Origin of the sequence: Nitrosomonas nitrosa, assembly GCF_003051105.1 — a bacterium.
Classification (GTDB): domain Bacteria; phylum Pseudomonadota; class Gammaproteobacteria; order Burkholderiales; family Nitrosomonadaceae; genus Nitrosomonas; species Nitrosomonas nitrosa.
The window spans coordinates 1-25154 of sequence record NZ_QAOO01000027.1; the positions used below are offsets into that span (position 1 = coordinate 1).

20 protein-coding genes and 2 pseudogenes are annotated in these 25154 nt (G+C 46.9%); 21 read left to right on the forward strand and 1 reads right to left on the reverse strand.

Annotated features, from left to right (window positions below):
- A pseudogene (locus C8R30_RS12760) lies at positions 1-996 on the forward strand (hypothetical protein); the annotation flags it as partial.
- Positions 997-1016: 20 nt separating this feature from the next.
- The gene (locus C8R30_RS12765; RefSeq protein WP_107790262.1) at positions 1017-2192 is read left to right on the forward strand and encodes a JAB domain-containing protein; all 1176 of its coding nucleotides are present in this window, start codon (positions 1017-1019) and stop codon (positions 2190-2192) included.
- 335 nt (positions 2193-2527) lie between these two features.
- On the opposite strand, the pseudogene C8R30_RS12770 reads toward C8R30_RS12765, so the two are convergent.
- Positions 2528-2929: pseudogene (locus C8R30_RS12770) on the reverse strand (ISL3 family transposase); the annotation flags it as partial.
- Positions 2930-3067: 138 nt separating this feature from the next.
- On the opposite strand from C8R30_RS12770, the gene C8R30_RS12775 reads away from it, so the two are divergent.
- From C8R30_RS12775 to C8R30_RS12860, 19 genes are all read left to right on the forward strand, one after another.
- Positions 3068-4030, forward strand: a complete 963-nt coding sequence (locus tag C8R30_RS12775) for an AraC family transcriptional regulator (RefSeq protein ID WP_107790264.1) — start codon at positions 3068-3070, stop codon at positions 4028-4030.
- 75 nt (positions 4031-4105) lie between these two features.
- Positions 4106-5219 (forward strand): IS630 family transposase gene (locus C8R30_RS12780; protein ID WP_107790293.1). Its coding sequence is split into 2 segments (ribosomal slippage): positions 4106-4533 and positions 4532-5219, totalling 1116 coding nucleotides; the frame shifts between segments, so codons are not numbered across the junction.
- A 523-nt stretch (positions 5220-5742) separates the two neighbouring features.
- Positions 5743-6963: an RICIN domain-containing protein gene (locus C8R30_RS12785; RefSeq protein WP_107790265.1), complete on the forward strand. Its 1221-nt coding sequence runs from the start codon at positions 5743-5745 to the stop codon at positions 6961-6963.
- Between the two features lie 134 nt (positions 6964-7097).
- On the forward strand, positions 7098-7604 hold the full coding sequence (locus C8R30_RS12790) for a fascin domain-containing protein (RefSeq protein WP_107790266.1): 507 nt from the start codon (positions 7098-7100) through the stop codon (positions 7602-7604).
- A 357-nt stretch (positions 7605-7961) separates the two neighbouring features.
- Positions 7962-11018 carry a hypothetical protein gene (locus C8R30_RS16470; protein ID WP_258192042.1) on the forward strand — a complete coding sequence of 1019 codons (3057 nt, stop codon included), beginning with the start codon at positions 7962-7964 and terminating at the stop codon, positions 11016-11018.
- Positions 11019-11665: 647 nt separating this feature from the next.
- Positions 11666-12289: a Pvc16 family protein gene (locus C8R30_RS12800; RefSeq protein ID WP_107790267.1), complete on the forward strand. Its 624-nt coding sequence runs from the start codon at positions 11666-11668 to the stop codon at positions 12287-12289.
- A gap of 7 nt (positions 12290-12296) precedes the next feature.
- Entirely contained in the window at positions 12297-13445 is a 1149-nt protein-coding gene (locus tag C8R30_RS12805) for a hypothetical protein (protein ID WP_146162697.1), read from the forward strand.
- Positions 13446-13449: 4 nt separating this feature from the next.
- The gene (locus tag C8R30_RS12810) at positions 13450-14940 is read left to right on the forward strand and encodes a phage tail sheath family protein (protein WP_107790269.1); all 1491 of its coding nucleotides are present in this window, start codon (positions 13450-13452) and stop codon (positions 14938-14940) included.
- A gap of 11 nt (positions 14941-14951) precedes the next feature.
- Positions 14952-16370: a phage tail sheath family protein gene (locus C8R30_RS12815; RefSeq protein WP_219908883.1), complete on the forward strand. Its 1419-nt coding sequence runs from the start codon at positions 14952-14954 to the stop codon at positions 16368-16370.
- Positions 16371-16396: 26 nt separating this feature from the next.
- Positions 16397-16852: a phage tail protein gene (locus C8R30_RS12820; RefSeq protein ID WP_107790271.1), complete on the forward strand. Its 456-nt coding sequence runs from the start codon at positions 16397-16399 to the stop codon at positions 16850-16852.
- Positions 16853-17383 (forward strand): phage tail protein, encoded by a 531-nt coding sequence (locus C8R30_RS12825; RefSeq protein ID WP_107790272.1) that lies wholly within the window; start codon positions 16853-16855, stop codon positions 17381-17383.
- Between the two features lie 2 nt (positions 17384-17385).
- Positions 17386-17553 (forward strand): DUF5908 family protein, encoded by a 168-nt coding sequence (locus tag C8R30_RS15980; protein WP_181258748.1) that lies wholly within the window; start codon positions 17386-17388, stop codon positions 17551-17553.
- Positions 17550-18302, forward strand: coding sequence for a CIS tube protein (locus C8R30_RS12830; RefSeq protein ID WP_107790273.1), 753 nt, complete (start codon positions 17550-17552; stop codon positions 18300-18302). Before C8R30_RS15980 ends, C8R30_RS12830 begins: the two co-directional genes overlap by 4 nt.
- A gap of 17 nt (positions 18303-18319) precedes the next feature.
- Positions 18320-20041 (forward strand): type VI secretion system tip protein VgrG, encoded by a 1722-nt coding sequence (vgrG, locus tag C8R30_RS12835; protein WP_107790274.1) that lies wholly within the window; start codon positions 18320-18322, stop codon positions 20039-20041.
- A 97-nt stretch (positions 20042-20138) separates the two neighbouring features.
- Positions 20139-20369 (forward strand): PAAR domain-containing protein, encoded by a 231-nt coding sequence (locus C8R30_RS12840; RefSeq protein ID WP_219908884.1) that lies wholly within the window; start codon positions 20139-20141, stop codon positions 20367-20369.
- 3 nt (positions 20370-20372) lie between these two features.
- A complete protein-coding gene (locus C8R30_RS12845) occupies positions 20373-20810 on the forward strand; it encodes a GPW/gp25 family protein (protein WP_219908885.1) in 438 nt (145 codons plus the stop codon).
- A gap of 5 nt (positions 20811-20815) precedes the next feature.
- Entirely contained in the window at positions 20816-23992 is a 3177-nt protein-coding gene (locus tag C8R30_RS12850) for a baseplate J/gp47 family protein (protein WP_107790276.1), read from the forward strand.
- Positions 23992-24567, forward strand: coding sequence for a hypothetical protein (locus tag C8R30_RS12855; protein ID WP_107790277.1), 576 nt, complete (start codon positions 23992-23994; stop codon positions 24565-24567). Before C8R30_RS12850 ends, C8R30_RS12855 begins: the two co-directional genes overlap by 1 nt.
- Before the next feature lie 8 nt (positions 24568-24575).
- On the forward strand, positions 24576-25154 hold the full coding sequence (locus C8R30_RS12860; RefSeq protein WP_107790278.1) for a hypothetical protein: 579 nt from the start codon (positions 24576-24578) through the stop codon (positions 25152-25154).

Genomic DNA, 25154 nt, shown 5'->3' on the forward strand with positions numbered 1-25154 from the left:
AAAGTCGAGATACGCTGGAGGGCCAAAGGCTATACGCTGACCGAAGCGCAAAAGGCTGCCTTTGCCGCCCAGGTTGCGATCAAACAGCAGGAACGAAAAGCCGAACAACAGGCGCAGCATGTCAAAGTCGCACAAGCCATCAAAGCCCTGTTGGTTATTGCCTTGCCTGCCAATGGTGATCATCCTTATTTGCAAGACAAAAATGCAAGACTGGGGAGTTTAAAAGTGGTGCCGCAATCGTCAGCTGGTTTGCCGCAAGATTCCATCATCAAAATCTGCAATGACCGGCAGGAAGTCAAATCGGTTCGAGAACAACATCCCGACAGTCTTGTGTTTGTCGCGGGTGATTTGCTGCTGCCGATTTATGATGCAAATGGAGACATCTGGAGCGCACAGACGATACAACCTAACGGCACCAAGCTCTTTGTGGCGGGCAGCCAAAAGGAAGGTCACTTCCATGTGGTTGACGGTAATAACCAGGATTTGGTGGGACTGACGGCGCTCGACAACACCAAAGTCATTATGATTGCGGAAGGTTATTCCACCGCCGATACCGTATCGCAAGCTATAGACGGCCCGGTTGTCGCGGCATTCGATTCGGGTAATCTCATTCCGGTTGCAAAACTGTTACATGATAAATTTCCGAACAAACCCATTGTTATCGCCGGTGATGACGATCAGCACCTGGTCGCGCTGAATGGGAAAAACACCGGCAGGGACAAAGCGCAGGAAGCGGCTAGACTGGTTAGTGGTATCGCGGTCTTTCCTGTCTTCGCTACCAATGAACAAGCATCGCAAAAACTCAGCGACTTTAACGATCTGGCCAACAAAAGCGTATTGGGAATGGAAGCCGTCAAACGGCAGGTGGGTGCAGCAATCAAGAAAGTGATTCAGCAAAACACGATTCAAAAACATCCGACCCAAACCCAATCCGAAAGCCAAAGTCGGCATCAGGTCGGCACAAAAGCCAAAACACAAAAACAGGCATTGGCTTAATACGGACAGGAGAATCAGTCATGCGTGATAATCTACAAGCCACACCTGTAAATCCATCCAGACCAGATGCAGGTGATCTCTATGACAACATTGAAACCCGTCCCAATACCACCGAAGCACAAAAAGAAACTGGCAGAAACGCCTATATCGAACTGCTCGAATCTCAAGCTCGATGGGCAGGTGGCACGATACTGGGTTGTCATTTCCCGAAAGATTTCAAAGAGCAAGGAGGCGTCACACTCCTGAACCGGAAAATCGAATCCGCGCACGAGTTTGCTGTGATGGCACAGATATTGCGCGACCCGCGCTTTGAAACACTGCGCATATTTTATACCCGTAAAACCCGCATCATTCACCACACAGCCATCAGCTCCCGACTGCCCGGATCGGTGTATCTGGAACAGATCAACGGTAGCGACCATCATCTGGGTGATTGGGTGAACAATACCCGATTCCGCGTACAGGCCGATGGCTACTGGCTGCTGCATAATCATCCTAGTGGGAATGCAGCAGCATCCCGCCAGGATGAAAGATTCACCGCGCAAATGGTTTCCCTTGCACCGGGCTTTAAAGGTCATGTCATTATCAACACCAACCAGTACAGCGTCATCGACTCAAAACTCGAGGTCAACTTCATCAACTGGATGGGCGGTCAGGCCGGTGGATACCAGGGTGATGCTTACAAACAACATGATTGTTTGCTGGAAAACATTGCCACGCCGGATGATCTGGCAAGAATCGGCATGGCGTTGAAGCATAAAGATCAATACTTTAGCCTGGTTGGCGCCCATGCCACCGGTGCTGTTCAGTCGATCAGTGAATTGCCGATCTTACTGCTGGAACGCTCACCCAAAATATTGTTGGCGAGATTGCAGAGATTTACAAGAAACGCCGGTGTGAGCTCGTTATTTGCTATTACGCCTGACAAGCACTTCAATCAGCCGGTATTATTGAAGGCCTGTGAAAGCGGGGTTTTACGGGACGTGATCGGTATCAGCACCAATAATGATAATCGCGATTACCGCTCTCTCAGAAAAGAAGGGGTTATTGCAACCGGCTCCAATCTTGAAATCAGTGCCCTGTACAGAAAATCCCGGGCATTGATTACCGAAGACGACAATCTGCATGAGCTTAAAAACAAAACAAATAAAATAAACATGACAATACAAAAAGGCCGCCGGAGGCGTAGCCGCTAGAAAAGGATAAAGCAGGAAAAAAACAATGTGCGGCAGAGTATTGAATACCAGCGTGAACTGATTTACTTCCCGAATCGGGAAGCATGATTGCCGGTGCGGTTGCATAACGGTAATGTGACTTGGATTTCTGAGCAAACTGTGTACCAATTAGGTTAATAAAAAATCTCTTCAGCAAAATCTGTGGTTGTACTCAGGCATCGGTAATTCGCCAAGTGTATGATACAAAGCGATTTCAAGATATTTCAGTGTTTTGAAACCATAGGCTTTTTTCATAGTAAGTTTCTTCACGCCAGGCCATAATCGACGACAGATTTGACTGCCCGGTAAACCTAAACCGTATCCCAGCTCGTCTCGAAGATTTCGGCAGTCTCTTTCCAGGAGAGCCACCTTGCTCAGCGGGCCAGATAGGTCTGATTTGAGAAAGTCATTCGCTCCTTGCCTTGACCTCAAGGTAGCGCTTCTATCTTAATACCGTGGGTTGGGCATCGGACACGGCGCGGTGCATAGCGCAAGTCGCATTTAAATGACCAAATCGGCTGATACTCGAATAATCGTTGGGGGTTGTCGGTCATAGCTCGTACCCGCTTACCACATTCAAGGCAGATCGGCTGACTATTGATGCGTGGTTTGATGTCAATGACTGAAGCTTCTACACCTTCCACCATCATGATAATGATGGAGTCATAAACAAATGACTTGAACCTCACAATATTGTTTAGTAAAGTATTGATCAGCATTGCTTATCCTTGGCATAGATCCGATAGTTTTGGGAAAACAATCTTACCTCCCCATGAGGAGTAATGCCCTAATTTCTGCCGGATATTACCCACAGATTTTGCGGAAGTGGCCATCTTCATTAAATGAGGTAGAGAAAAATGGGTCATTTTAGGTTTTCTACAACAGACTTTCCTGAAAGCGAGCGGGTTAATGCATTTCAGGATGTTTATGCTTCCATTGCTAACATGGATATGGAACCTTATCAGGGTCATGCACCATTCGTGGAAATGGTAGGGCAGTTATTACCTAATCTAGGCGTTTACGAGACCATCGTTTCACCCCATCTATCTCGGCGTACTGCTACCCATGTCGCTGCTGAAAGCAATGACAATCTGGCATTAGTCGTCCCTATTGATCACTCGGCATTAATCTTTCCAGATAATGGCAAACAATTGCATTGTATGCCTGGAGAAGCAGTGCTGATGCCAACGGATTCCATTCACCAGGCGCTTAACCCAAATACGATCACAATCGCGGTCATTGTCGTGCCTAGAACACAGATTGCGCACAGAGTTTCTGAACTGAACGAGCGCTTGATGAAAAAAATCAGCAGCGCATCTATGCCTGAATTACGCTTGCTTGTGGGTTATACCCGAATGTTGATACAAATGAAGCAAGATCTGTCACCTGAGCTCGCTTCATTAGCTTCTACTCAGATACACGATCTGCTCACACTGCTGCTCGGCGCAAAACAGGATGAGATGGAAATAGCGAAGGGGCGGGGGCTCCGTGCAGCACGGCTCAAAGCGGTGAAAAGCGATATTCTGGAGCATATTGCTGAGAGCGAACTCACTATCAACCAGGTAGCCTTGCGCCAAGGTATATCTCCTCAATATATCCGCGCCTTATTTCACAGTGAGCAAACTACGTTTGCAGATTACGTCACCGGAATACGCCTTGAGCAAGCCTATCGCTTCCTGTGCAGCCCCTTGCATATTGGTTGCAGCATCAGCACACTTGCTTTCGATATGGGTTTCAACAATCTTTCCTGGTTCAATCGCGTTTTCAAGCAACGATTTGGCTTGACGCCTTCAGAAGTACGAGATCTGTCTAGTAGCTAGTCATGAAAAAACAAAATGATAGGAAATAATCTTAATGTATGCTATCAAGAGGTTTTTGCTGTGAGGGAAGCAATCATGTCAGCCATTAAATATAAAGTTAATCTGAACACTAATGAGAAGCAGATGTTACAAGTCATAGTACAAAAAGGCAAAAGTGCCGCACGTAGCCAAACACGCGCTCGCATTCTGCTCAAAGCCGCAGAGGGTTTGCGAGACCAAGACATTATCGATGCGCTAAACGTCTCGCCATCGATGGTGGCCAAGACGCGACAGCGCTGCGTGGAAGAGGGGCCGGAATCCGCCTTGAAAGATCATCCCCGTCCCGGCAAGACGCCCAAACTCACCGACAAACAGGCAGCCCATCTCATTGCAGTGGCTTGCAGCGATGCACCCGATGGCCATGACCACTGGACACTGCGTCTGCTGGCGGACAAAGTAGTGGAGTTGAATTACGCTGATTCCTGCAGTTACGAAACCATTCGCCAGCTTTTAAAAAAACACGCTTAAACCTTGGCAAAAGCAGGAATGGTGTATACCAGAGGTCAGTTCTGACTTTGTGGCGGCGATGGAAGATGTGCTCGACCTGTATGAAGAGCCCTATGATCCGATGCGTCCGGTCGTCTGTTTCGATGAAAGCCCCAAGCAACTCATCGCTGAAGTACGCAAGCCACTTCCAGCCGAACCAGGTAAGCCTGCCCGTTATGATACCGAGTACGAGCGCAAAGGGGTTTGTGACTTGATGATGATTTGCGAGCCTAGGCGCGGCTTTCGCCAGGTTGACATCACCGACCAGAGTACCAAGATCGATTTTGCCCAATGCATGAAGCACATTGCCGACCTTTATCCGCAAGCCAGCGTTATTCGGGTAGTATTAGATAATCTCAACACCCACAAAATTGGCTCTCTCTACGAGGCATTTCCAGCCGAGCAAGCACACAATTTAGCGCGAAGACTGGAATTCCATTACACGCCCAAGCACGGTAGCTGGTTGAACATTGCCGAAATCGAACTGGCTGTATTGTCCAACATGTGCCTGACAAAACGTATTCCGGATAAAGATCGTCTCCGCTGTGAAGTAGATGCCAATATCCATGCTCGCAATGCTAAAGCTGTTCCCGTCAATTGGCGTTTCACCTCTCAGGATGCTCGTCGTAAACTGGCGCGTTTGTATCCTCGTGTTCCAACGTGACTGACTACTAGGCAATCTGCAGATCATTCATAGCAAAAACCTTTCTACTCAAGCATCCTTTCTTGCTTCCTTTTACTGTAACGAATTGTTTGTAATTTACTGCAAGCAGATGAATTACAAAAATTAATTTATCATTAAAATCAGATGCCTATCTTCAATATAAACTGGCTGTGTAAAGTATAGTAGCGCTCAGTACTATTAATTATAGCGTTCAGTAGTAGAGTGATTTATTAAATCCAGTTAAAACGGTACTTGTCAGTATGACATTTACAAGCTGGGTCTATGATGATCTTAAAATGATGCAAGATAGCTTCCAGTTCGTTAGTTACTCAGATGCCGGTTCATTGAACGAAAAGAGCAGTTAGGCAGAGTGATTTTTTTTGTGCTTATTGTGGTTCTATCCTGAAAAGAATAAATGAACAAACGTTCCAGTACTTATCAATAAATAGGCAAGGGAGAATTGAAAGTGGTCACAAATTATTTTATTAAACGAATTAAGGTCTGGTTGTGTGTGGGAAGTTTTATGCTCGCTATGACTAATGTATTTGCAGATCACTTACCCACTGGAATTTATAAGATAAGTTCTGCAGTAAGCGCAAAGGTGCTAGATTCAACGGGCGCTGATATTTCAACTAATGGTACTCGATTTCAGTTATGGGATTATCTGGGCGGGCTGAACCAGCATTTTTTTATCGAGTCATCCCCAAATCATGGTATTTATCGCATTCAACTGGCCGCAAGCCGTAAAGCATTGGATGCTGCTTGGCCCTCTATGAATCAGAACGGTGGCGCCATTATTCTCTGGGACAAAGATAACAATCCAAGAGCGGCCCCAACTCAGCAATGGCGCATAAATCGTATTGCTGGAAGTTCTAACACTTTTTCTATCAGATTGGCTGCAAATGGTAAAAGCTTGGATGCCGGTGCAGGCACCGAGTCGCTCAATGGTGGCATTGTACAGTTGTGGGATTTTCACGGTGGTCGTAACCAGCAATGGATTATTGAGCGTGTTCCGGGGATGAGAGTCATACCAAAAGCGACATGGATAAGCAGCATAAATGACATTCTTAGGCAAACTTCCGTACGACTAAACAACTACACACCAAATCGGCATGAATTCGATAGCAGCCTTGAGCATGCTTATTTCCGTCCAAATGACAGTTTCTTTAGAACGGTTATTGGTGGCCGAGAATTCAGGAGGCCTATATCGATTCCAGTGGTCAGACGCGATCCCTCTTCCATTTATATCGTTGACATGAGTACTCGTCGGATAACAACCGGTTTTGTTGGCGCAAATAGTGGCTATGCATCAGGAGCGATACGCGTCAATCTTTTCTTTGAGAGTGAAGGCAAAGAGTTTTGGACAAACTGTGTTAACAATGCGGGTTGTTTTGCAATTATGGATCGTGATATTCAAATGAATAATGCTGTAATTCAAATTGATCTCGAGCCTAATATACAACGTGGCCGTTTTTCGTATACCAATCCCGATGCTAATTTATTTTCTACGGTATCAATTTCAGGATGTCATGATGACCTGTTCGCCTTCCTTTGTGACTGGTTCAGTCCCAATGCCGGAAGTGATTTACAACGAAATGTAGAGAGAAGAATAGAGGCGATTTTTAGCAATGATTTTTTAAAAAACGCTATATCGACAATGATTACAAATCGGCTAGAAATTTCACTTCCGCTTAAGAGTGTAAGAGTTTATCAAAATGGAGATCTGGAAATCGTGCAGAATTAATGTAACTGGCAATTTTTTGTATAACATATTTTGACCAAGGTGGCTTACTCGTCAGGGTTCGAACAGACGGGCTGTTATTCAAACTCTGACATCACGGCTTTGATCAACTCGAATAATAAGTTAAGGAGCGGAAGATGATTACGCAAATAGCCTTAGAATCCAGCAATGGTAGTTATCTTGTCGCTGAAGGTGGTGGTGGGCGTGAGGTACTGGCCAATCGTGATGGCGTTGGATTATGGGAAACATTTCATCTGTTTAACCGAACTCGCCCAGGTGAAGAACTGCGTCACAGAGATTCAGTCGCGCTTCAAGCATGGTATGGCCGGTTTCTTTCTGCAGAAGGAGGTGGTGGAGGGCAAGTAAAGGCTACGCTAGGATGGATCGAGAATTCGTCTATATTTACCATTGAGAAGCTTAATGGTAGTGGTGTGATTCGCTCTGGCGAGCAGGTTGCACTGCGTGCGTCCAATGGCAACTACGTAGTCGCTGAAGGAGGTGGGGGAGGTGCAGTCAACGCAAATCGTGAACGCCGTGCTTCCTGGGAAACATTCAAGATAAAGATATTTCAACCCCAATTAAATCGATTTCACGCTTCAAGTAATCGATATGTTACCGAGAGGAGGATGGCGGCGGTCATATAACAGCAAACCGTGAAAGGGTTGGACTATGGGAAACGTTTTCTCTCATTAATTTTTCCCATTGTGATCGCAGTATCTAGAACGGTAATCTGATTGCTTTATAGGCATGGAGGGGGAATTTTATTCGTGTGAACGAAACCGGAGCTGTGAATGGAGGGACCAACCGGCTAGAAGCGGATTCACTTTTTAGCGTAATTAATCGGCCTTCGACCACAAGGCGTTTGAAAGAAACATATTATTGCCATCGGAATATAATATTTTATATTGTATATAATCAGTTACTTATATTTGTTTCTTGAAAGCATGCTGCGGTATACCTGCAATGACTAATTTTATGGGAATCTTTTGTTTGGGAGGCTTATGGTTACTTTGACTAAACTTAGTAGTGTTTATGGCGGTATTGCAGTAACGTGTATTGCGCTTTCTGGAGGTGTTCAAGCTGATAGCGTAAGGATCACATTTGAGCAAAGCGAAAATGAGAGTGCTGTGAGTGGTGTAGAAGCTACCGGTCTTTATGCATCAATGGGCGTCAGATTTCCATCGCGTCCGACCATTGAGTGGTATGGGCTTTCTGGGCAGGTACAGGTACTACAACAAGGAAAAGTAACCTTTAATCGGGTAAACTGTGAGCCCCTAGTAATGGAATTCGAACCTGCTATGGCAGTTCGTGAAGTAGGTATGCGCGTTATAAACCGTCATGTGCGTGATTACACGATCGAGGCTTTTTCTGATCTAATCGAGGTTGACAGCTTCCGATATGTCCCTGCAGGAGGATCGCCACATCAATCTGGCCCATTGTCCCTTTCTCGTAATATTACACTACGAGCTGAGCCAGGAGAAGGCAATATTACACGGGTTGTTGCTACCCCACCTTCGGATTGTTTCGACTTAATGGTGATCGACAATCTCTCTTATGAAACCTTGCATCCGGTAACACCAATTTCGGCAATTTCGGTTCTTGCTTATGAAGTAACGCAAGGGATTATGTCCCGGTTAACTCATCTAGGCGATGAGCGCGTTTCTTACCCTGACACGCGTGTTATGGCGCTGCCTGAAAAAAGATTGACATATGTTTCGGGGCGTGATACTGGCGTAAGATTTTTTCTCGGCGCTAGTGGATTGCCTGAAGCGAATTTCAATGGTGATTTGAGCGTTACAGTGTTTTATGAGGACGGATCACGCAAAACTAAGATGATCAGAGAAAACACTGAAGGTGGCAGTAATGTACCTCTGGTTGAGAGAAGTGCAGAACCCAGTACGCTGCGACGCGTGCTGGCACAAAGACGGGCTCAGGTCGATCAATCCCTTGATTATGTCATTCCTGGAAAATTTCTTCAGAATGCTCGCTCTATGCGCCTGACGCTGACGACAATCCCTACAGGCATGCCACTGGCAAATATAAATATTAACTTCGTTGGGCCTTACAGTATGGGCCTAGATATCATTCGTGTAAACGGCATGGGACGGGACGCTGGGATAGGGCTTGCCCCGACGCAGGAGACGGCTGATTTAATAACCCGGTTTATTCAAGATCTTTATCCCATCACAGGTTCTATTTCAGTACGTAATAATATCGTAACAGGCATAAGTACGGGGGGATCGGAAGGAGGATGTAGATCTCTACTTTCCGCACTAGATTCGATGGCAATTGGCACTAATGTCAGATCTCCAATTTCTGATGTGAATTTTTGGACCTATATGTATATTGTTCAGAGTCCACCCTGTGGCGGGGTCGGCAGTTACAACTTACCTGGATTGTTGACTAGTCCAGCTGTTTCAACGGCAGCCCATGAGGTGAGTCATAATATAGGTATCAATCATGCTAGTAATCAACATAATGAAAGTCTAGGTGGTACTCTGAATGACTGGGAACGTTGGCCCTATACTCATGGTTCAATTGGTGCTATTGACGAGATGGTTGGTTTTAATGACGGTGTCTTTGGAGTCGTGATGAGACCAAATATGGCCAGTGTTGATCTTGATATGATCGATAACTGGGGGGTGTGGACACTCAGTCCTATTGCGCCTTGCCAATCGGTTAATCCAGCTCAAATATTTCCTGCCTGCACTTCACCTGATGCCAATCTTGTTCATGACTATATGTCCTATGGACCTAAGACGCTTATCCCAATTTGGGGAGCGCAGCATTGGATTTCTGATGTTAATTATCATCGATTGCTACGTTGGTTTGAGAATTGTCGTGTGCTCGATCCTCCACATCAATTTATGACGGGGGGAACCTCTAATGTAAGCGATACATCCGGAATGTGCAGTGGTGCTGGCACATTAGCTGGTAGAGCGAGCTCCAGTATAAAAATAGAGAAGGCGCCACGTGAGGGATTTGTCTTTTCAGGTTTGATTGAGAAGGATGGTGTCATTTCTAAATTTAATGCAGTCCGCAAGCGTGCCTTAGCACAATCCTTCATCAATCCTGCTGGTCCTTATCGCATTGTCTTCTATACGGAAGACGGAATAGTCATCAGATCAATTCCTTTCAATGCTCATAACTTATCGGGTGGCGGTGGAAGCCGTATTTTCAGTGTCGTGGCTCCATTTGATGCGAAGCTCGCTAGGGTGGAGATTTACCATAATAAAAAGATAGTGTTTTCCAAGGATTCAGGAGCCGTTACGCCGACAATTGAGCTTCTGAGCCCGAGAGGTGGAGAAGTTTGGCGTTCTGGAAAGCAACGCATCAAATGGAAACACAACACCGAGGCAAGTGAAATCTATATCCAATATAGCCCTGACAAGGGTACTAGCTGGTATCCTTTGGGTCTGGTCGGCAGTGACCAAAATTATCTTGATGTCAATGTTGAGGATCTTTTTCCTTCGAACAATGCGTTGCTATATCTTTCGACAACGAAAGATCTTAAGAGTGGAATGGTCATTATAGATCGAGAGTTTGCTATTGGGCAGAACTCAATTATTCCTCAGGATGGTGGTAATTCTTCACTGGATTTCAAAGAAGATTGCATCCAGCATGATCCGAATGCGATTGAAATCAGAGAAGTAAACAGTAGTTGGAAGATTGTTCAAGGTAATCGTTGGCTGTTTGATTTTGAGAGTAAGGCCGATGAAGCGAAAGCTGCTTATGCGGCCATAAAGCGTTATGGGTTTGATACGACCTGTTATGTAGGGCGACCTAATCCTTCCATGATCTACTTGAAAAAAGGTAAAAGTATTCCAGGTGGTTCATCTCAAGGGGCAGATTGTATCAATATTGATTGGAATTCGGTTAGAGCCCAACAAGAAGGGTCGGATTGGGTCCTCTTGTCAAATCGATCCCGTATAGCAATGTTCCCGAATGAAACGGAGGCGAAGCGTGCACTTAGCGTTGTCAAAGCTTATCGCTTGAATCGGCAATGTTTTATCGGCCGACCGGGACCATCTTTTAAATATTGGCTTTCTGCACATTAGGCTTAGGATCTATTAGTTTCAGGATTCTCGAACAGGCTTTGACATGAATCACTCATGACAAACCTCCCGCCGTGAGTGATTTATTTTTTTCTGCCAAAGAAACAGTTCAATTGCGAAGAACATGTTCGCGAATCAAGAAAAAAATAAGAGCGGTAATTGAGGTTATTGTTTAGTATACGTTCAACTTACCAACTGTTATTCTTTCAATTTTAGTTTAATAATCACCGTACGAAAGTCGAGGTACGCTGTAGTGATGTGTTTTTATCACGATATGATTAATAAAGTGTTTACTCTAGTCAAAAAATGGTATTAGAATGAAATCAATTTGTTTAGCATTTCATTTAAATAGATTCGAATATGAACATGACTAATTGACTGTCAGCTATCCTCAATCAAGAGGGTTTCAACGTGATTAATCGAATATTTATACTGCTTATATTCTCGATCTGTTAAAAATAAAGCAGCTCCAGAAATTCACTAAGGAGGGTGTAAGGTAAATGTACATAATTTCGATTACTGATCCTCCTGTCATGCATATGAGTAATCCCGATCCATGTAGCTGTTTTGATTTGGTCTGGCAGTACTTCATAACTAGTTTTATCAATCAGTTTTTACTGACAGATTGATACTTATTCGGATGTGTGATTATGAGTAGCTTACTTTTACAAATAATAATCAAGCAGCTCAATCACTACATAAAATCTGTTGAAGATTCTCCACAAGACACGACCTTCGATCCCGTCATATTGGGGAATATGGCAAAAACGAGAATTGCGGGAGGTGCTGGAGATGATGATGGCCTGGAAGAACGGATTGTCGTCAGCCTGGTCAATGTCGCTGAAGAAGCGGCGCTAAAAAACAAACCAGCTACAAAACAAGTTGGCTCGCAGATTTACGAACTACAACCGCCGGTATATATCAATTTATATTTATTGTTTGCTGCAAACTTCAACGAATATTCTTCTGCGATTGAATATTTGTTCCGTGTAATAGAGTTTTTCCAAAGTAAAAAAATATTCAAGTTTAAAAATGCACCGCTGGCGTCAGTGGATCCCAATCAGGGCGTAAGCCAAGGTGAAATTGAAATCTGTTTGGACCTGCATACCCTGAGTTTCGAGCAATTGAATGATTTATGGGGTTCACTGGGAGGCAAACAGCTCCCGTTTGTAATGTACCGGGCACGATTGATTCCGATTCAGATGGAATTGCCAATGGCGCGAACGGGTATGATCACTGAAGTCGATCTGACAACGCAGGGAATGATGGGATGACTTGATTATGGGTGTGAGAATAAATTATCAACCGTTGTGCAATATCCGTATCTTGCATGGCTATTATCTGCACCCAGATAGCTGGCCGGACAATGTTTTAAACGCCGAAGAACAGCGCAGTATCGTTGACGATCCAGCCATAATCGAAAATTATTCAATACTGAATGATTTGTCTATTGCCCCAACCCCCTCAACCCGCCTGTCAATGGCTGACTATAGAATCAGATTTCGTGAAAATCCACTGGGCTTTTTCCTTTGGTTGCAAGCCGAGGAAGCTGGTGCAACTTTTATTCCTTTCGTGCCATTTGCAGAGCCATTACTCCTGACATTTCATTTGAAAGTCAAGAATCCATTTTTCTGGAATTTTACGAACATACCCTTCGATAACTTTGCAACCAATCTCTATTACTTTTCAAATCGGGTGAACAACAGCGGTAAAGGAACGCTGTATTTGAACAATGAAGGTACTTACGTCTCGGGCCGCGATCGTATTGCTGTCCGGCCAAGTATATTTTCAATTGATGTTTCAGGATTAGGGTTGAATGAAGTAACTTTCGTACTCGAAAATGAGTTTCATCGCAGTGAAAATACCTGTGAATCTGACGATACAGGAACTCCACTGGGAAGTTGCGAACTTGATTGGCGTTCCTTGCCATCTGGGCTATACAGTCTCGCTGCGTTTGATGATCGTGGAGAGCCTATTCCTTCTCTGACACATCAGTTTTATCTTAATACCGGCGAAGTATCGGCAAATACTTTGGCAATAATCGATCTGTTTTATTTGCCGGACACGATCCATAGCGGCTATGCGCTTCTGGATCCCGTTACTCATAGCTTATCGAAGCCGAACTTTGTCTTGTGGTGGCAGAATCGTCTTGCCTATTGGCGCTATATTTTTGATAAACGGCAATCGGTCTTTCCTGTATCGGGCAGCGACGTAAGATATACAGACGCAACGCAAACACGATTAATAACAAATCAAATACAGCCACTGATAGCAGGATATAGACCGATCCGCTTCCGGCATGTTATTCCCAATACATCGATCAATGAAGAGTTTTTACTCCCCAATCCAGGAGTGGAAACAGTCTACCCGGAAGATCGTGACATTTTTTCCGAGGTATATCTTGGCAACTTAGATATCAGTAGGGTGTGACTAAATGCAAACAAAAAAAACTCCAGGTGTATATGTAGAAGAAATTACTACTCTCGCGCCTTCTGTCGTACCGGTGTCGACAGCTATTCCCGCTTTTATTGGTTACACCGAAAAGCGGCCTTCATCTTCGATTGAAGCCATACGAATCAGTTCGCTGATGGACTTCGAACGTTTATTTGGTGGGCCATTTCAGGAAACTTTTTCTGCCAAAGCGCAGTATGAGGCCAGTACGGAAGAATACACGATCACTACTATGCCCGAGGATCCGGGGCAGCCAACGTTTCGGTTGTATTACAGCTTGCGCATGTTCTATGCAAACGGTGGTGGAACCTGCTATATCGTCTCGGTAGGTGAATATAAAGCCGAAAATGGAATAACTGAACCGAATTCTGACGTACTGATCAATGGCCTCAATGTGCTGGATCAGGAAGATGAACCAACATTGCTGATATTTCCTGATGCACCGGCTGTAATTAACGAAACCAATTTTAATCTTTATCAGCAGGCCCTTTCAAAATGTGCCCAGTTAAAAAGCCGCTTTACCCTGATCGATCTGCACCGTGGTGATCAGGATTTTGGTCTTCTTGATAAAGTCATCCAGGAGTTTAGAAGCGCTATAGATATCAACAATCTTTCCTATGGCGCAGCCTACTACCCCTGGCTTCTGACCAATCTGAGATATGGTTACTATGAGAGTGACGTCGAAATTAGTATAACTGGGACACCACCATCCGAAGTAACTGAAATCAAGTTGAGTTACGATCTTAACGATTTAGATAATCTTCCGAACGTAACGGATCCTGTTGGTGGGACACTCGGGAATCATGAGAAAGAACAGTATTATCAAAACCGTTCCTTATTTCATATCGACAATATCCTCTATACCAAAATCAAGTCACACATCGAAAATTTCAGGGTGAAATTACCCCCCAGTGGGGCAGTAGCAGGGGTGTATGCACGGGTGGATAACACGCGAGGTGTCTTTAAAGCCCCTGCAAATGAAGGCTTAAGCAGCGTCATTCGTCCCTTGGTCAATATCGATGATCTGCAACAGGAGAGTTTGAATGAGCATTCAACCGGAAAATCGGTCAATGTCATTCGTTCTTTTGCAGATAAAGGTGTGCTGATCTGGGGTGCGCGTACATTGGATGGAAACAGCAATGAATGGCGCTATATATCCGTGCGCCGCTTCTTCCTGTTTGTAGAGGAATCGATCAAAAAAGCCATCGAGAATTTTGTTTTCGAAGCCAACAATGAATCCATCTGGATTCGTCTGCGCAGTCTGATCGAGAATTTTTTGACATTACAGTGGAAAGCGGGCGCACTCGTAGGGGCCAAGCCTGACCAGGCTTTTGAAGTTCTCATTGGACTGGGAAAGACAATGACCGCACAGGATATATTAGAGGGAAGATTGATCATTCATGTTGGGCTGGCAGTCGTCAGGCCGGCTGAATTCATTATTCTCAAATTCACACACAAACTTCCAGAAGCGTAGGGGGAAATATCGTGGAAAGAACACCGGGCGTATATATTCAAGAAATAGGACTTCTCCCCTCTTCGGTTGCTCCGATTTCAACGGCGATACCTGCTTTTATCGGTTATACCGACAAAGGAGGGGGGACGGGACGGCCACTGGATGGCCAAGCTGTCAGAATCAATTCGCTTCTGGAATATGAAAAAATGTATGGCAAGGCTGAAAATCAGCGGTTGGTCATTACAGTCGATACAGCTACCAATACGCCAATAAAAGTTGCAGTAGATACAACAGACCCTTCACCCTACCTGATGTACTACCAGGTACTGATGTATTTTTTAAACGGTGGCGGACCTTGTTACATCATCTCTGTAAATCGCTATCAAGATACCGGGACTAAGGTTCAATCGAAATATCTCGATGATTCAGTCATAGATAGTAGCACCGGCCGTGTCGGTGGTTTGGCGCTAGCAAGAAAAGTGGATGAAATTACCTTACTCGTATTTCCCGATGCTCCTGCTTTGGAAGATAAAGACTACTATAATCTGTATCAGGCGGCACTAAAGCAATGCAGCGAATTGCAGAATAGGTTTACTTTGATCGATGTGAAAGATCCCGTTTCGCCCGATACTTCAGCTTCACCGATAGCAGCTTTTCGTGGAACAACTACTTTTCCAGGCATTGGAATTAACTACCTCAATTACGGCGCAGCCTACTATCCCTATCTCAACACTACATTAAGCTATCAATATGATTTAGCAAGCTCGCTCAGTTTTGTTGATCGTAATAAAGATACCATTACAGATACCGGTTCTCTTAGTGCTAATACCAAATTCATAGCGTCACTGGAAAGGTTGATAGCCGGATTTCCTGTTACGCTGCCACCCAGTGGCGCAATCGCAGGCATCTACGCCCAGATAGATCGTACCCGCGGGGTATTCAAAGCGCCCGCAAATGTCAGTTTGAATTCGGTTATTTCACCTGTACGCAAAATCACCGACGAAGAACAGCAGGAGTTGAATATTCACTCTACAGGCAAATCAGTCAATGCCATTCGCGCTTTTGCTGGAAAAGGTATATTGGTATGGGGAGGGAGAACACTCGAGGGTAACAGCAAAGAATGGCGCTATATTTCTGTCCGGCGCTTTTTCCTGTTTGTAGAAGAATCGCTACGCAAAGCCATCGAACCCTTCGTGTTTGAAGGCAACAATGAAAATACCTGGATACGCATCAGAGGCTTGATCGAAAACTTTCTGACCAGTCAATGGCGAGCCGGTGCATTGTTTGGCAGTACACCCAGTCAGGCATTCTTTGTCAATATTGGTCTGGGTGCAACCATGTCAGCTCAGGATGTTTTGGAAGGAAGGCTCATCGCCGAAATAGGTATGGCTGCGGTACGCCCTGCGGAATTCATCATCCTGAAATTTACCCATAGGGTTCAAAACGCATAATTTAACTGCAAAAACGGATATCGACTATGACTACAGTAAATGATTACCCATTGACCAAGTTTCACTTCAGCGTGAATTGGGGCGGTGCAGATATGAGTTTTCAGGAAGTGACCGGATTGGAGCTTACCCGTGAAACGGCCGAATATCGTGGCGGCATGGACCCAAGCTTTACCAAGCAATGTATTCCAGGTATGAAAAGCTATGGGGAACTTACCCTCAAGCGCGGAACTTTTGCAGGAAGCAATGACTTCTTCGATTGGTGGAATGGTGACACCAATAAGGAAAATAACGGCATGCCTGAGCGCCGTACCGTCACGATAACTTTGCTCAATGCCGCTCGAAAAGCGGTAGTGACCTGGACGATCGATAACGCGCTGCCTACCAAAGTGACATCGACTGATCTGAATGCCCAGAACAATGAAATCGCCATCGAGACGCTGGTATTGAAGCATGAGGGTATCCATATCGCTCAAGAGGCGTAAATGGCTGCCAATGAACTGTATTACCCGCCTGTTGGTTTTTACTTCCGGGTCACTTTCGAGAAAATTAATACGGTGGCAGAGGATTTCCGGTTTCAATCCGTCTCGGGTTTGCAGTCGGAAATCGTGACCGAAACCTTTAGAGAAGGCGGGCAGAATCAGTTCGAGCATGTACTGCCGGTAAAAGCGCAATATCCCGATCTGGTATTGAAGCGGGGGCTGCTCGCGCCAAAAACCGAAGCAGCGGGGATAAACGAGAATGATAAGAAAGGGCTTGAACAGATCTATCAAGGCGCATTGGATTTTGAAACAAAAGACGTCCAGCAGTGGTGCCAAAGGACCATCCAAACCTTGTTTGTTCAGCCTACCGATATCATGATTACGTTATTGAATTCGGCAGGCAAACCGCTGATGTCATGGAATGTCGTGCATGCCTGGCCCAAGAAATGGATGGTTGCGGATTTCAATGCGGAGGAGAATCAAATTGTCATCGAGACGATGGAATTCACTTATCATTATTTCAGGTTGATCTGATCATGGCGATCCGTATACGGGAAGTGCACATCAAAGCCATCGTACGCGATGATGAAGCGCGCCCTCAGCAAGATACCTCACACCAACAAACCCCCGTGGACATGCAATCCATCGTGGCCGCATGTGTGGAACAAGTCATGCGCAAACTGAGAGAGAGGGAAGAGCGATGATATTCGGTGAACTGGCAAAACTGAAAATCATCGCATTTAAAGACGCGTCTTTCAATGATTCGAAACGGGCAGGCGAGCGTTTCTTTCTCGCTCAAGTCAATCCGGAAAACTACTCGATCAATTACTCCGCTTCTTACAGAGTGAATGAACAAGCACCCGGTCTTGATGGTTATGATCCGCCCTGGGAAAGAAATGCGCCCAAAAGCATGCGTTTCGAGTTCCTGTTCGACGGCACAGGCGCAATCCCCATTTTTGAATCGAATATCTCCGAACACCTTCCGAATATTTCGGTAGTGGAAAATCTCGTCGACGAAGTCACCAGCCGGGTCAGTGTGTTATCACAAATAGCATTTTTTGAAAATACTGTTTTCAATGTTCAGGGTGACACCCATGTCCCCAATTATCTCGTCATCAACTGGGGATCACTGGTTTTCAAATGCCGTCTCAAAGAGATGAGCATCACCTATAAATTGTTCTCCCCGGAAGGTTTTCCATTACGGGCCACGGCGAATGCCACGTTCATCGAGGTGCACAGTGAAGCCGATGTGATCAAAAAGGTAAGCCCGGGGTCACCGGATATCACTCATGTACTGCAAGTGCAAGAAGGCGACACCCTGCCCTTAATGGCAAAACGCGTTTATGGTGATGAACGTTATTACCTCGCAGTGGCGCAGGCTAATCAGCTCGTTCAGTTTCGTAATTTAGCACCCGGCCAGGAAATCTATTTCCCGCCGATTCGGCGAGGCTGACCAGGTCAGACGAAACGATGAACGCAAAATTGGCGCCTAAATTCCAGACACGCGACTTAGTCACCTACACCATCAAAATCGAAGGTGAAACACTACCGCAACAGCTTAAATTGTTGGGACTGACAGTATGCAAAGAAGTGGCCAGAATTCCCAGCGCCAAGCTCATCATTACCGATGGCAGCCCCGGCAGCCAGGATTTCCCGATCAGCAATCAACCCTGGTTTGTGCCAGGCAAAGAAATCGAGATTTTTCTGGGCTATCGTTCGGACGAAATGCGTGTATTCAAAGGCATCATCGTCAACCACCGGCTTTCGGTCCGATCGGGTTTCTCGAATCTGGAGATCGATTGCCGCGATGCCGCCTACCGCATGACCCTGAGGCGCAAAAGTCAGTATTTTGAAGCACTCAGCGACAGCGATCTGGCAGCCCAACTGATTGATGCCTATCAGCTCTCTCACGACATTACCACCACCGAGCACCAGCATGCCGAACTGGTTCAGTATGATGTCAGCGACTGGGATTTTCTGCTCATGCGCATGGAATTCAACGGCCTGATCACGGTGCTCGAAGACGGTGCATTTACCATTGCCCCACCTGATTTTGATCAGCAGAGTGCATTCCGCCTGGAATACGGCAGGAATGTGCTGGAATTCGATGGGGAACTGGAGCTGCGCGATCAGTTCGAAGAAGTCAGTGCGCGTTCCTGGGATTATTCCAATCAGGAGCTATTGGAGCGGACTGCCGCCGAGCCGGATATCCAGGCAAATGGCAACCTGCCCGCATCAGAGATTGCCTCTGCCAATCAAGACGAATCCGTCATTCATCGGCATGGCGGCCACGTGGTGGAAGACGAATTACAAGCCTGGGCGGATGCGCGGCTATTGAAGGATCGCCTGTCACGCACTCGTGGCCGGGTGCGCTTTCATGGAAATCCCGAATTGAAACCGGGCCAATTGATCGAATTGCATGGCTTCGGTGACCGTTATAACGGTGTGGTGTTCGTAGCGGGTGTGCGGCACGAGTTCCATCAAGGTGTCTGGCTGACCGATGTGGAGTTTGGCTTGTCGCCGCAATGGTTTGCGCAAAGCGTAACCATTCAGAAGCCACCGGCTGAGGGTATGCTGGCCGCTGTCAGCGGTTTGCAGATCGGCGTAGTCACTCAGATAGAAGACGACCCGGATGGCGACTTCCGTATCCGTATCCGCTTGCCAATCGTCGACAACGAAGCGGAAGGAATCTGGGCCAGAATCGCTACACTGGATGCAGGTTCGGAACGCGGCACCTTTTTTCTGCCCGAAGTCGATGACGAAGTCATTGCCGGTTTTATCAATGACGATCCGCGCGACGCGATCGTATTGGGCATGCTGCACAGCCGCGCCAAGCCTGCACCCTTTACCGCCAACGAGGATAATCTGGAAAAAGGCTACGTCTCGCGTGAAGGTCTGCGGCTGGTGTTCCATGAAGAGGACAAATCGATTTCCCTGCAAACCCCGGGCGGCAACAGCCTCGTCATCAGCGACGATGAAAAAGGACTGGTATTGTCGGATCAGAACGGCAACAGCATCCGCCTGAATGACGAAGGGATCAGCTTCAACAGCGAAACGGACATCGAATTCAATGCCAAAAACAATGTGAAGGCCAAGGCACAGAATAAATGGAGCGCTGAAGCAAGCGCGCAGGTGGAGCTGCAGGCAAATGGCGTGACCAGCATAAAAGGCAATCCCGTCAATATCAATTGAGAGAGCAAGTTTAAAAAGTCAAGGATCAGGAGAGCGTATGGGAAATCCAGCAGCGAGAGTCGGCGATATGCACGTCTGCCCGATGGCGACCGGTAACGTGCCTCACAATGGCGGCCCCGTAGGCCCGCAAGGTTCACCCAATGTCAATATCGGTAATCTGCCCGCTGCGCGCGTCAGTGATTCCCTCACCTGCAATGGCCCGCTGGATATGATTGCACTGGGTTCCAATACGGTTTTCATCAACGGCCTGCCCGCAGCGCGGCTGGGTGACCAGACCGCGCATGGCGGGGTCATCACCCAGGGCTCACCACTGGTCAATATCGGATAAACGATGATGACGAACAAGCTCTTGAAAGCCGATTTTCTGGGCAGAGGACTGGGGTTCCCCCCCACCTTCAAAAAATCCGCACCTGCGGGCGGCGATATCGTCATGGTGGAAGGCGCGCTGGATATCCAGCAAAGCCTGCAAATCCTGCTGTCCACCCGGCCGGGTGAGCGCGTGCTGCAACCCGATTTTGGCTGCAATCTGGATACCATGCTGTTCGAGCCGCTGACGTTGTCGCTGTTGTCGCTGATGCAGGACACGGTAAAGACCGCGATCATTCGCCACGAACCGCGCATTATCGTCAATGATGTGCGTATCGATGCATCCGGTCAGCTCGAAGGCACGGTGATGATTCAGGTCGATTACACCATACGCAGCAACAATTCCCGATTCAATTTTGTCTTCCCGTTCTATATTCAGGAAGGCACGGACGTGGGGCGCTAACGATCATGGCCTGGAAAGTCGGACATCCGGTCAAACGAGACGGCGCGAGCCAAAGGCAGCGGTTCCCGCCGATGCTGAGTCCCGAGCAGGTACCGGTCGATGCGCGCCCGCCGGAAGAATTACTCGCCATGCTCTACCGTATCGCCGGGCAATTCAGTTATTACGATCTAAATGATCAGGTGGATGGCACCTTTCAGGCATTTTTCCCCGATGCTTTCCTGAATGAAAAAGGCCTGTTGAGCGTGGACAGCATTCGCGATTACCTCACTGCCGCCAGTCAGAAACGCGATAACGGGCCGTTCATGACGATACTGCTGGCATTCCTGCATCTGTACCGTTATTTGCAGGCGGATATCAACCGCCTCAGTGGCGAACATCTGAAATACTATTACGAGCAGGTGCTGCGCTTTCAACGCCGCCCGCCGCAGCCGGACCGGGTGCACGTGCTCTTCGAATTGTCGCCCCAGGTCAACCAACACTATCTGCCCGCCGGTACCGAGCTCAAAGCAGGCAAGGATAATCTCGGTAAGCCGCTGCATTATGTGACCGACCGGGACATCGTCGTTAACCGGGCCCGCATCGCGCAGTTGAAAACGATACTGGTCGAACCCACCGGCCGCATTTATGCAGCGGAAGTCGCCAACTCGGCCGATGGCCTGGGCGCGCCGCTGGTCAGCGCTCCCCCTGCTTGGCCTGCCTTTGGTCACCCAAGCATGATGCAACTGAGTACCGTCGGTTTTGCCATTGCATCGCATCTGTTGTGGCTGCAGGAAGGACAGCGCACCATCACGGTGACGCTGACGTTTGAATCGTTGGAGTCCAAGCCCGAATCACCCGATGCCAAAGCACTTTTCAGCCGTTTGATTCCTTACGCCAGCGGAAAGGACGATTGGATCGAACTGCAACTGCGCGCGGTGCAGGTTATGGGCAGTAAAGTGATATTGGATATTTCGGTACGCCCCGATCAACCGGCCATCACCACCTTTAATGCTGAAAAACTGGAGGGCTATTTCGATACGGAATTCCCGGTACTCAAATTGCTGCAGAATCCACAGCAGCCTTTCTACCACCAGTTAAAAAACCTGAAACTGCAGCAGATCGACTTGACAGTCAAAGTCGATGCAAACTCCAGTCAGGCCGGGTTGCAGCAACTGGTAGTGCAGAATGACTATGGCGTGCTCGATGCAGGTGGTAGTTTTCAGCCATTCGGACCCGCACCGTCAGTGGGGTCGCTGTTTTATATCGGCAGCCGTGAGGCATTCAGCAAACCACTGACCGGTTTGACGATACAGATTCGATGGGCAGATTTGCCAGGTGTTGATAATGGTTTTAATAAGTACTATGAAGGTTATAACCCTCGACCAGAAAATAATGGGGTTTACACTGTTAGTCTCGCTGCATTGGCTAGCACTACCTGGCAACCTTTTGGACCGGCTGTCAATTTATTCGATTCCGCATCTGGCAAACTGGTATCCGATCGTACCATTCCTGGTATCCGCCCCAATTTGCGGCTGCATTCCGAACTGCCCGAATTTGAACAATGGGATGCGTCACTGGTGCAGGGATTCATTCGTTTGCGATTGAACAACCGGGATTTTGGTCATAAACAATATCCAAAAATATTCGCTACAGAGGCGGCTAAACGTGTTGATCCACCCAACTTTCCCAATCCACCCTATACCCCCACGATCCAATCGATTTCCTTGGGCTACGAATCGACACAAAGCATACAATTGAATCAGACAGCCAATATCAATCAGATACAGCTTTTCCATTGCCTGCCGTTTGGCAGCGAGCGTATGCCGCCACCGTTGGCAGAGATTGGCAATTTTCTGCCGGATCTGGCACTAGGCAATTTGTATATCGGCCTGGAAAAATTGCAGCCGCCGCAGAACGTGTATTTGCTGTTTCAGGCATTGGAAGGCTCGGCGGAATCCGTCGATGCCGTTCGGCAGCAGGATATTCAGTGGCACTATCTGACTGCCGCTGGTTGGTCACCATTGAGCGGCCCGGACATCGTGACCGACACCACTGAAGGCTTGCAGCAACCGGGCATGATGGTCTTCAATATCGGTCGTGATGCCGTGAATCGATCGACAGTGTTGCCCAGTGACTTGCACTGGCTGCGCGCCTCGATACAGAAAGACCCGGCAGGCGCAGCGCAGATGGTCACGCTGGAAACGCAGGTAGTGACCGCAGTGTTTGACGACCGGGGCAACGATCCCGATCACTTATCGACGCCTTTAGCAGCCAACCGCATCAGTGCCCTGAATCAGCGCAACAGTGCAATCAAAAAAGTCTCGCAACCTTATCCTTCGTTCAATGGCGTGCCAGCCGAGCAGGATATACCGTTTTACAGCCGGATCAGCGAGCGGTTGCGGCATAAACAACGCGCAGTCAATTTATGGGACTATGAGCGTATGGTGCTGGCAGCCTTTCCGCAAGTGTACAAAGCCAAAAGCATTCCGCATACCGCTATCGATACGGAGCGTTACTACTCGGAGTTTCTACCGGGCCATACCAGCATCGTCGTTATCCCGCGATCCCGCCAGCACCACGCTGTAAATGCCCTGGAGCCGAAAGCATCGACCGACTTGATCGAGAAAATCGGCCGCTACCTGCGCGCCTATGGCAGTGGATTTGTCGGCGGTAAACAGCAACGCTTGCAGGTCATCAATCCCCGCTATGAGCCGGTTCGCGTGTCATGCAGTGTCGGCTTTCATGCAGGCTTCGATGGTGGCTATTATCGCGAGGTGCTCAACGACGCCCTGCGCCGTCATCTGTCACCTTGGGCATATGATGACGGCGCCGATATCCCGTTTGGCGGCAAGGTCTATAAATCGCAACTCCTGGCGTTTGTCGAGGAGCAGCCCTATGTCGATTATGTTACCGACTTCAAGCTGTTCCATCAGAATGCCGGGCCGGGCATCGGCGAGATGAGTATCGATATCGATTTTGTCGTCAGAGGCAATGAAGAAGGCGATGAAGTGGAAGTTGCCAGCGCTTCGACTGCTGCCTCCATTCTGGTATCTGCAAAAGAGCATCAGATCGAACCGCTCAGACCGGATGAATACCCTTGTGACGAGGCCGAGCTGTGCGGGGGGGGTATTGGCTGTATGTATATCAATATTGATTTTATTGTGGGTGCGACGGATAACTTAAAAACTGGAGGAGTTAACTAATGCCGAAATCACGGGGATATCTTTATGATCTTTTTAAAAATAATCGGAAACCTAATGAAGATGATTTTAAGGCGCTGATTGATTCGAGTGTTAATCTTCAGGATGATCGTCCTAATGCAGGTTGGTATTACTTTCGATTCCTTCCATATAATAATGATCCAGGTAATTCATTTGACTACAATTTAGGAGTAGGGGGTACTCAGGCTCCGGATCAGGTTACGGGTAGAGGATCGCCTGGTTCACGTAAGGGAGGTGCTATGGGTATTTTCATACCAAGGGGAGTAAGTAGAATCAATAGATTGAGAGTAGTGGGAAATTCCAGCATCAGAGGAGAATCTCAATCCTTGTATGTCCAGCTTATAAAATCGACTCGATCGCCTGATCAACTGGAAGTCTTCTCAAATACTATAACTATTACTCAGCATAGTGGGGACCAAGATATAAGCTACCAAGAAATACCTTTTCAGATAAATATTAATCCAAGCGAGGATGCGCTATCTCTGAGAATTATGATGGTTAGCGCTAGTGCTAGGAATAATATATTTATAAATTCTATAGGTATTGAATTTTCATAGGATAATTTATGAAAAAAAAAGTACAAGTTAATAAAGGATACAACGCGTTTACTTTACAAGTTGGTGGTAATCCAAATTGTACTAAAATTTTGGATAACAATGGTAGGCTACTAAGAAGTTCCTTAGCAAAGGAGCCTCACTATTTGACCCATATCTGTGAATCAGGCAATTACGAATATGAGGTTGAAACAGATGGGGAGATCTTAGATATTAAGCTTGAAAAACTGGAATTACGACCTGCATTGTTTTCAGTTACACCTTCCAATCTTGATGATGTCTATGCGAACACTGAATGGTATGACATTACTGAAGAGTCTAATAAATTAGACTATATCAAACCTGCCTTGATCGACTATTTTTCCAATCTGTCTTTTCAAATACGTGGGCAGTTAGTGCCTGAATATAAGCTGCAAAATGCCGTACTCGGCGTTTATGACGAAAAAACTCTGGCAAGTTATCGTGCCACCATCCAACGCTTTCGTGATGAATTTTATCGAATCAAGGAAGCTATCGAGTCGGCCAAGACGCTGGAGGAGTTAAAATCTGTCAAGGCGGATTTTCCCACTGAAATCATCCCCGCCAAGTAG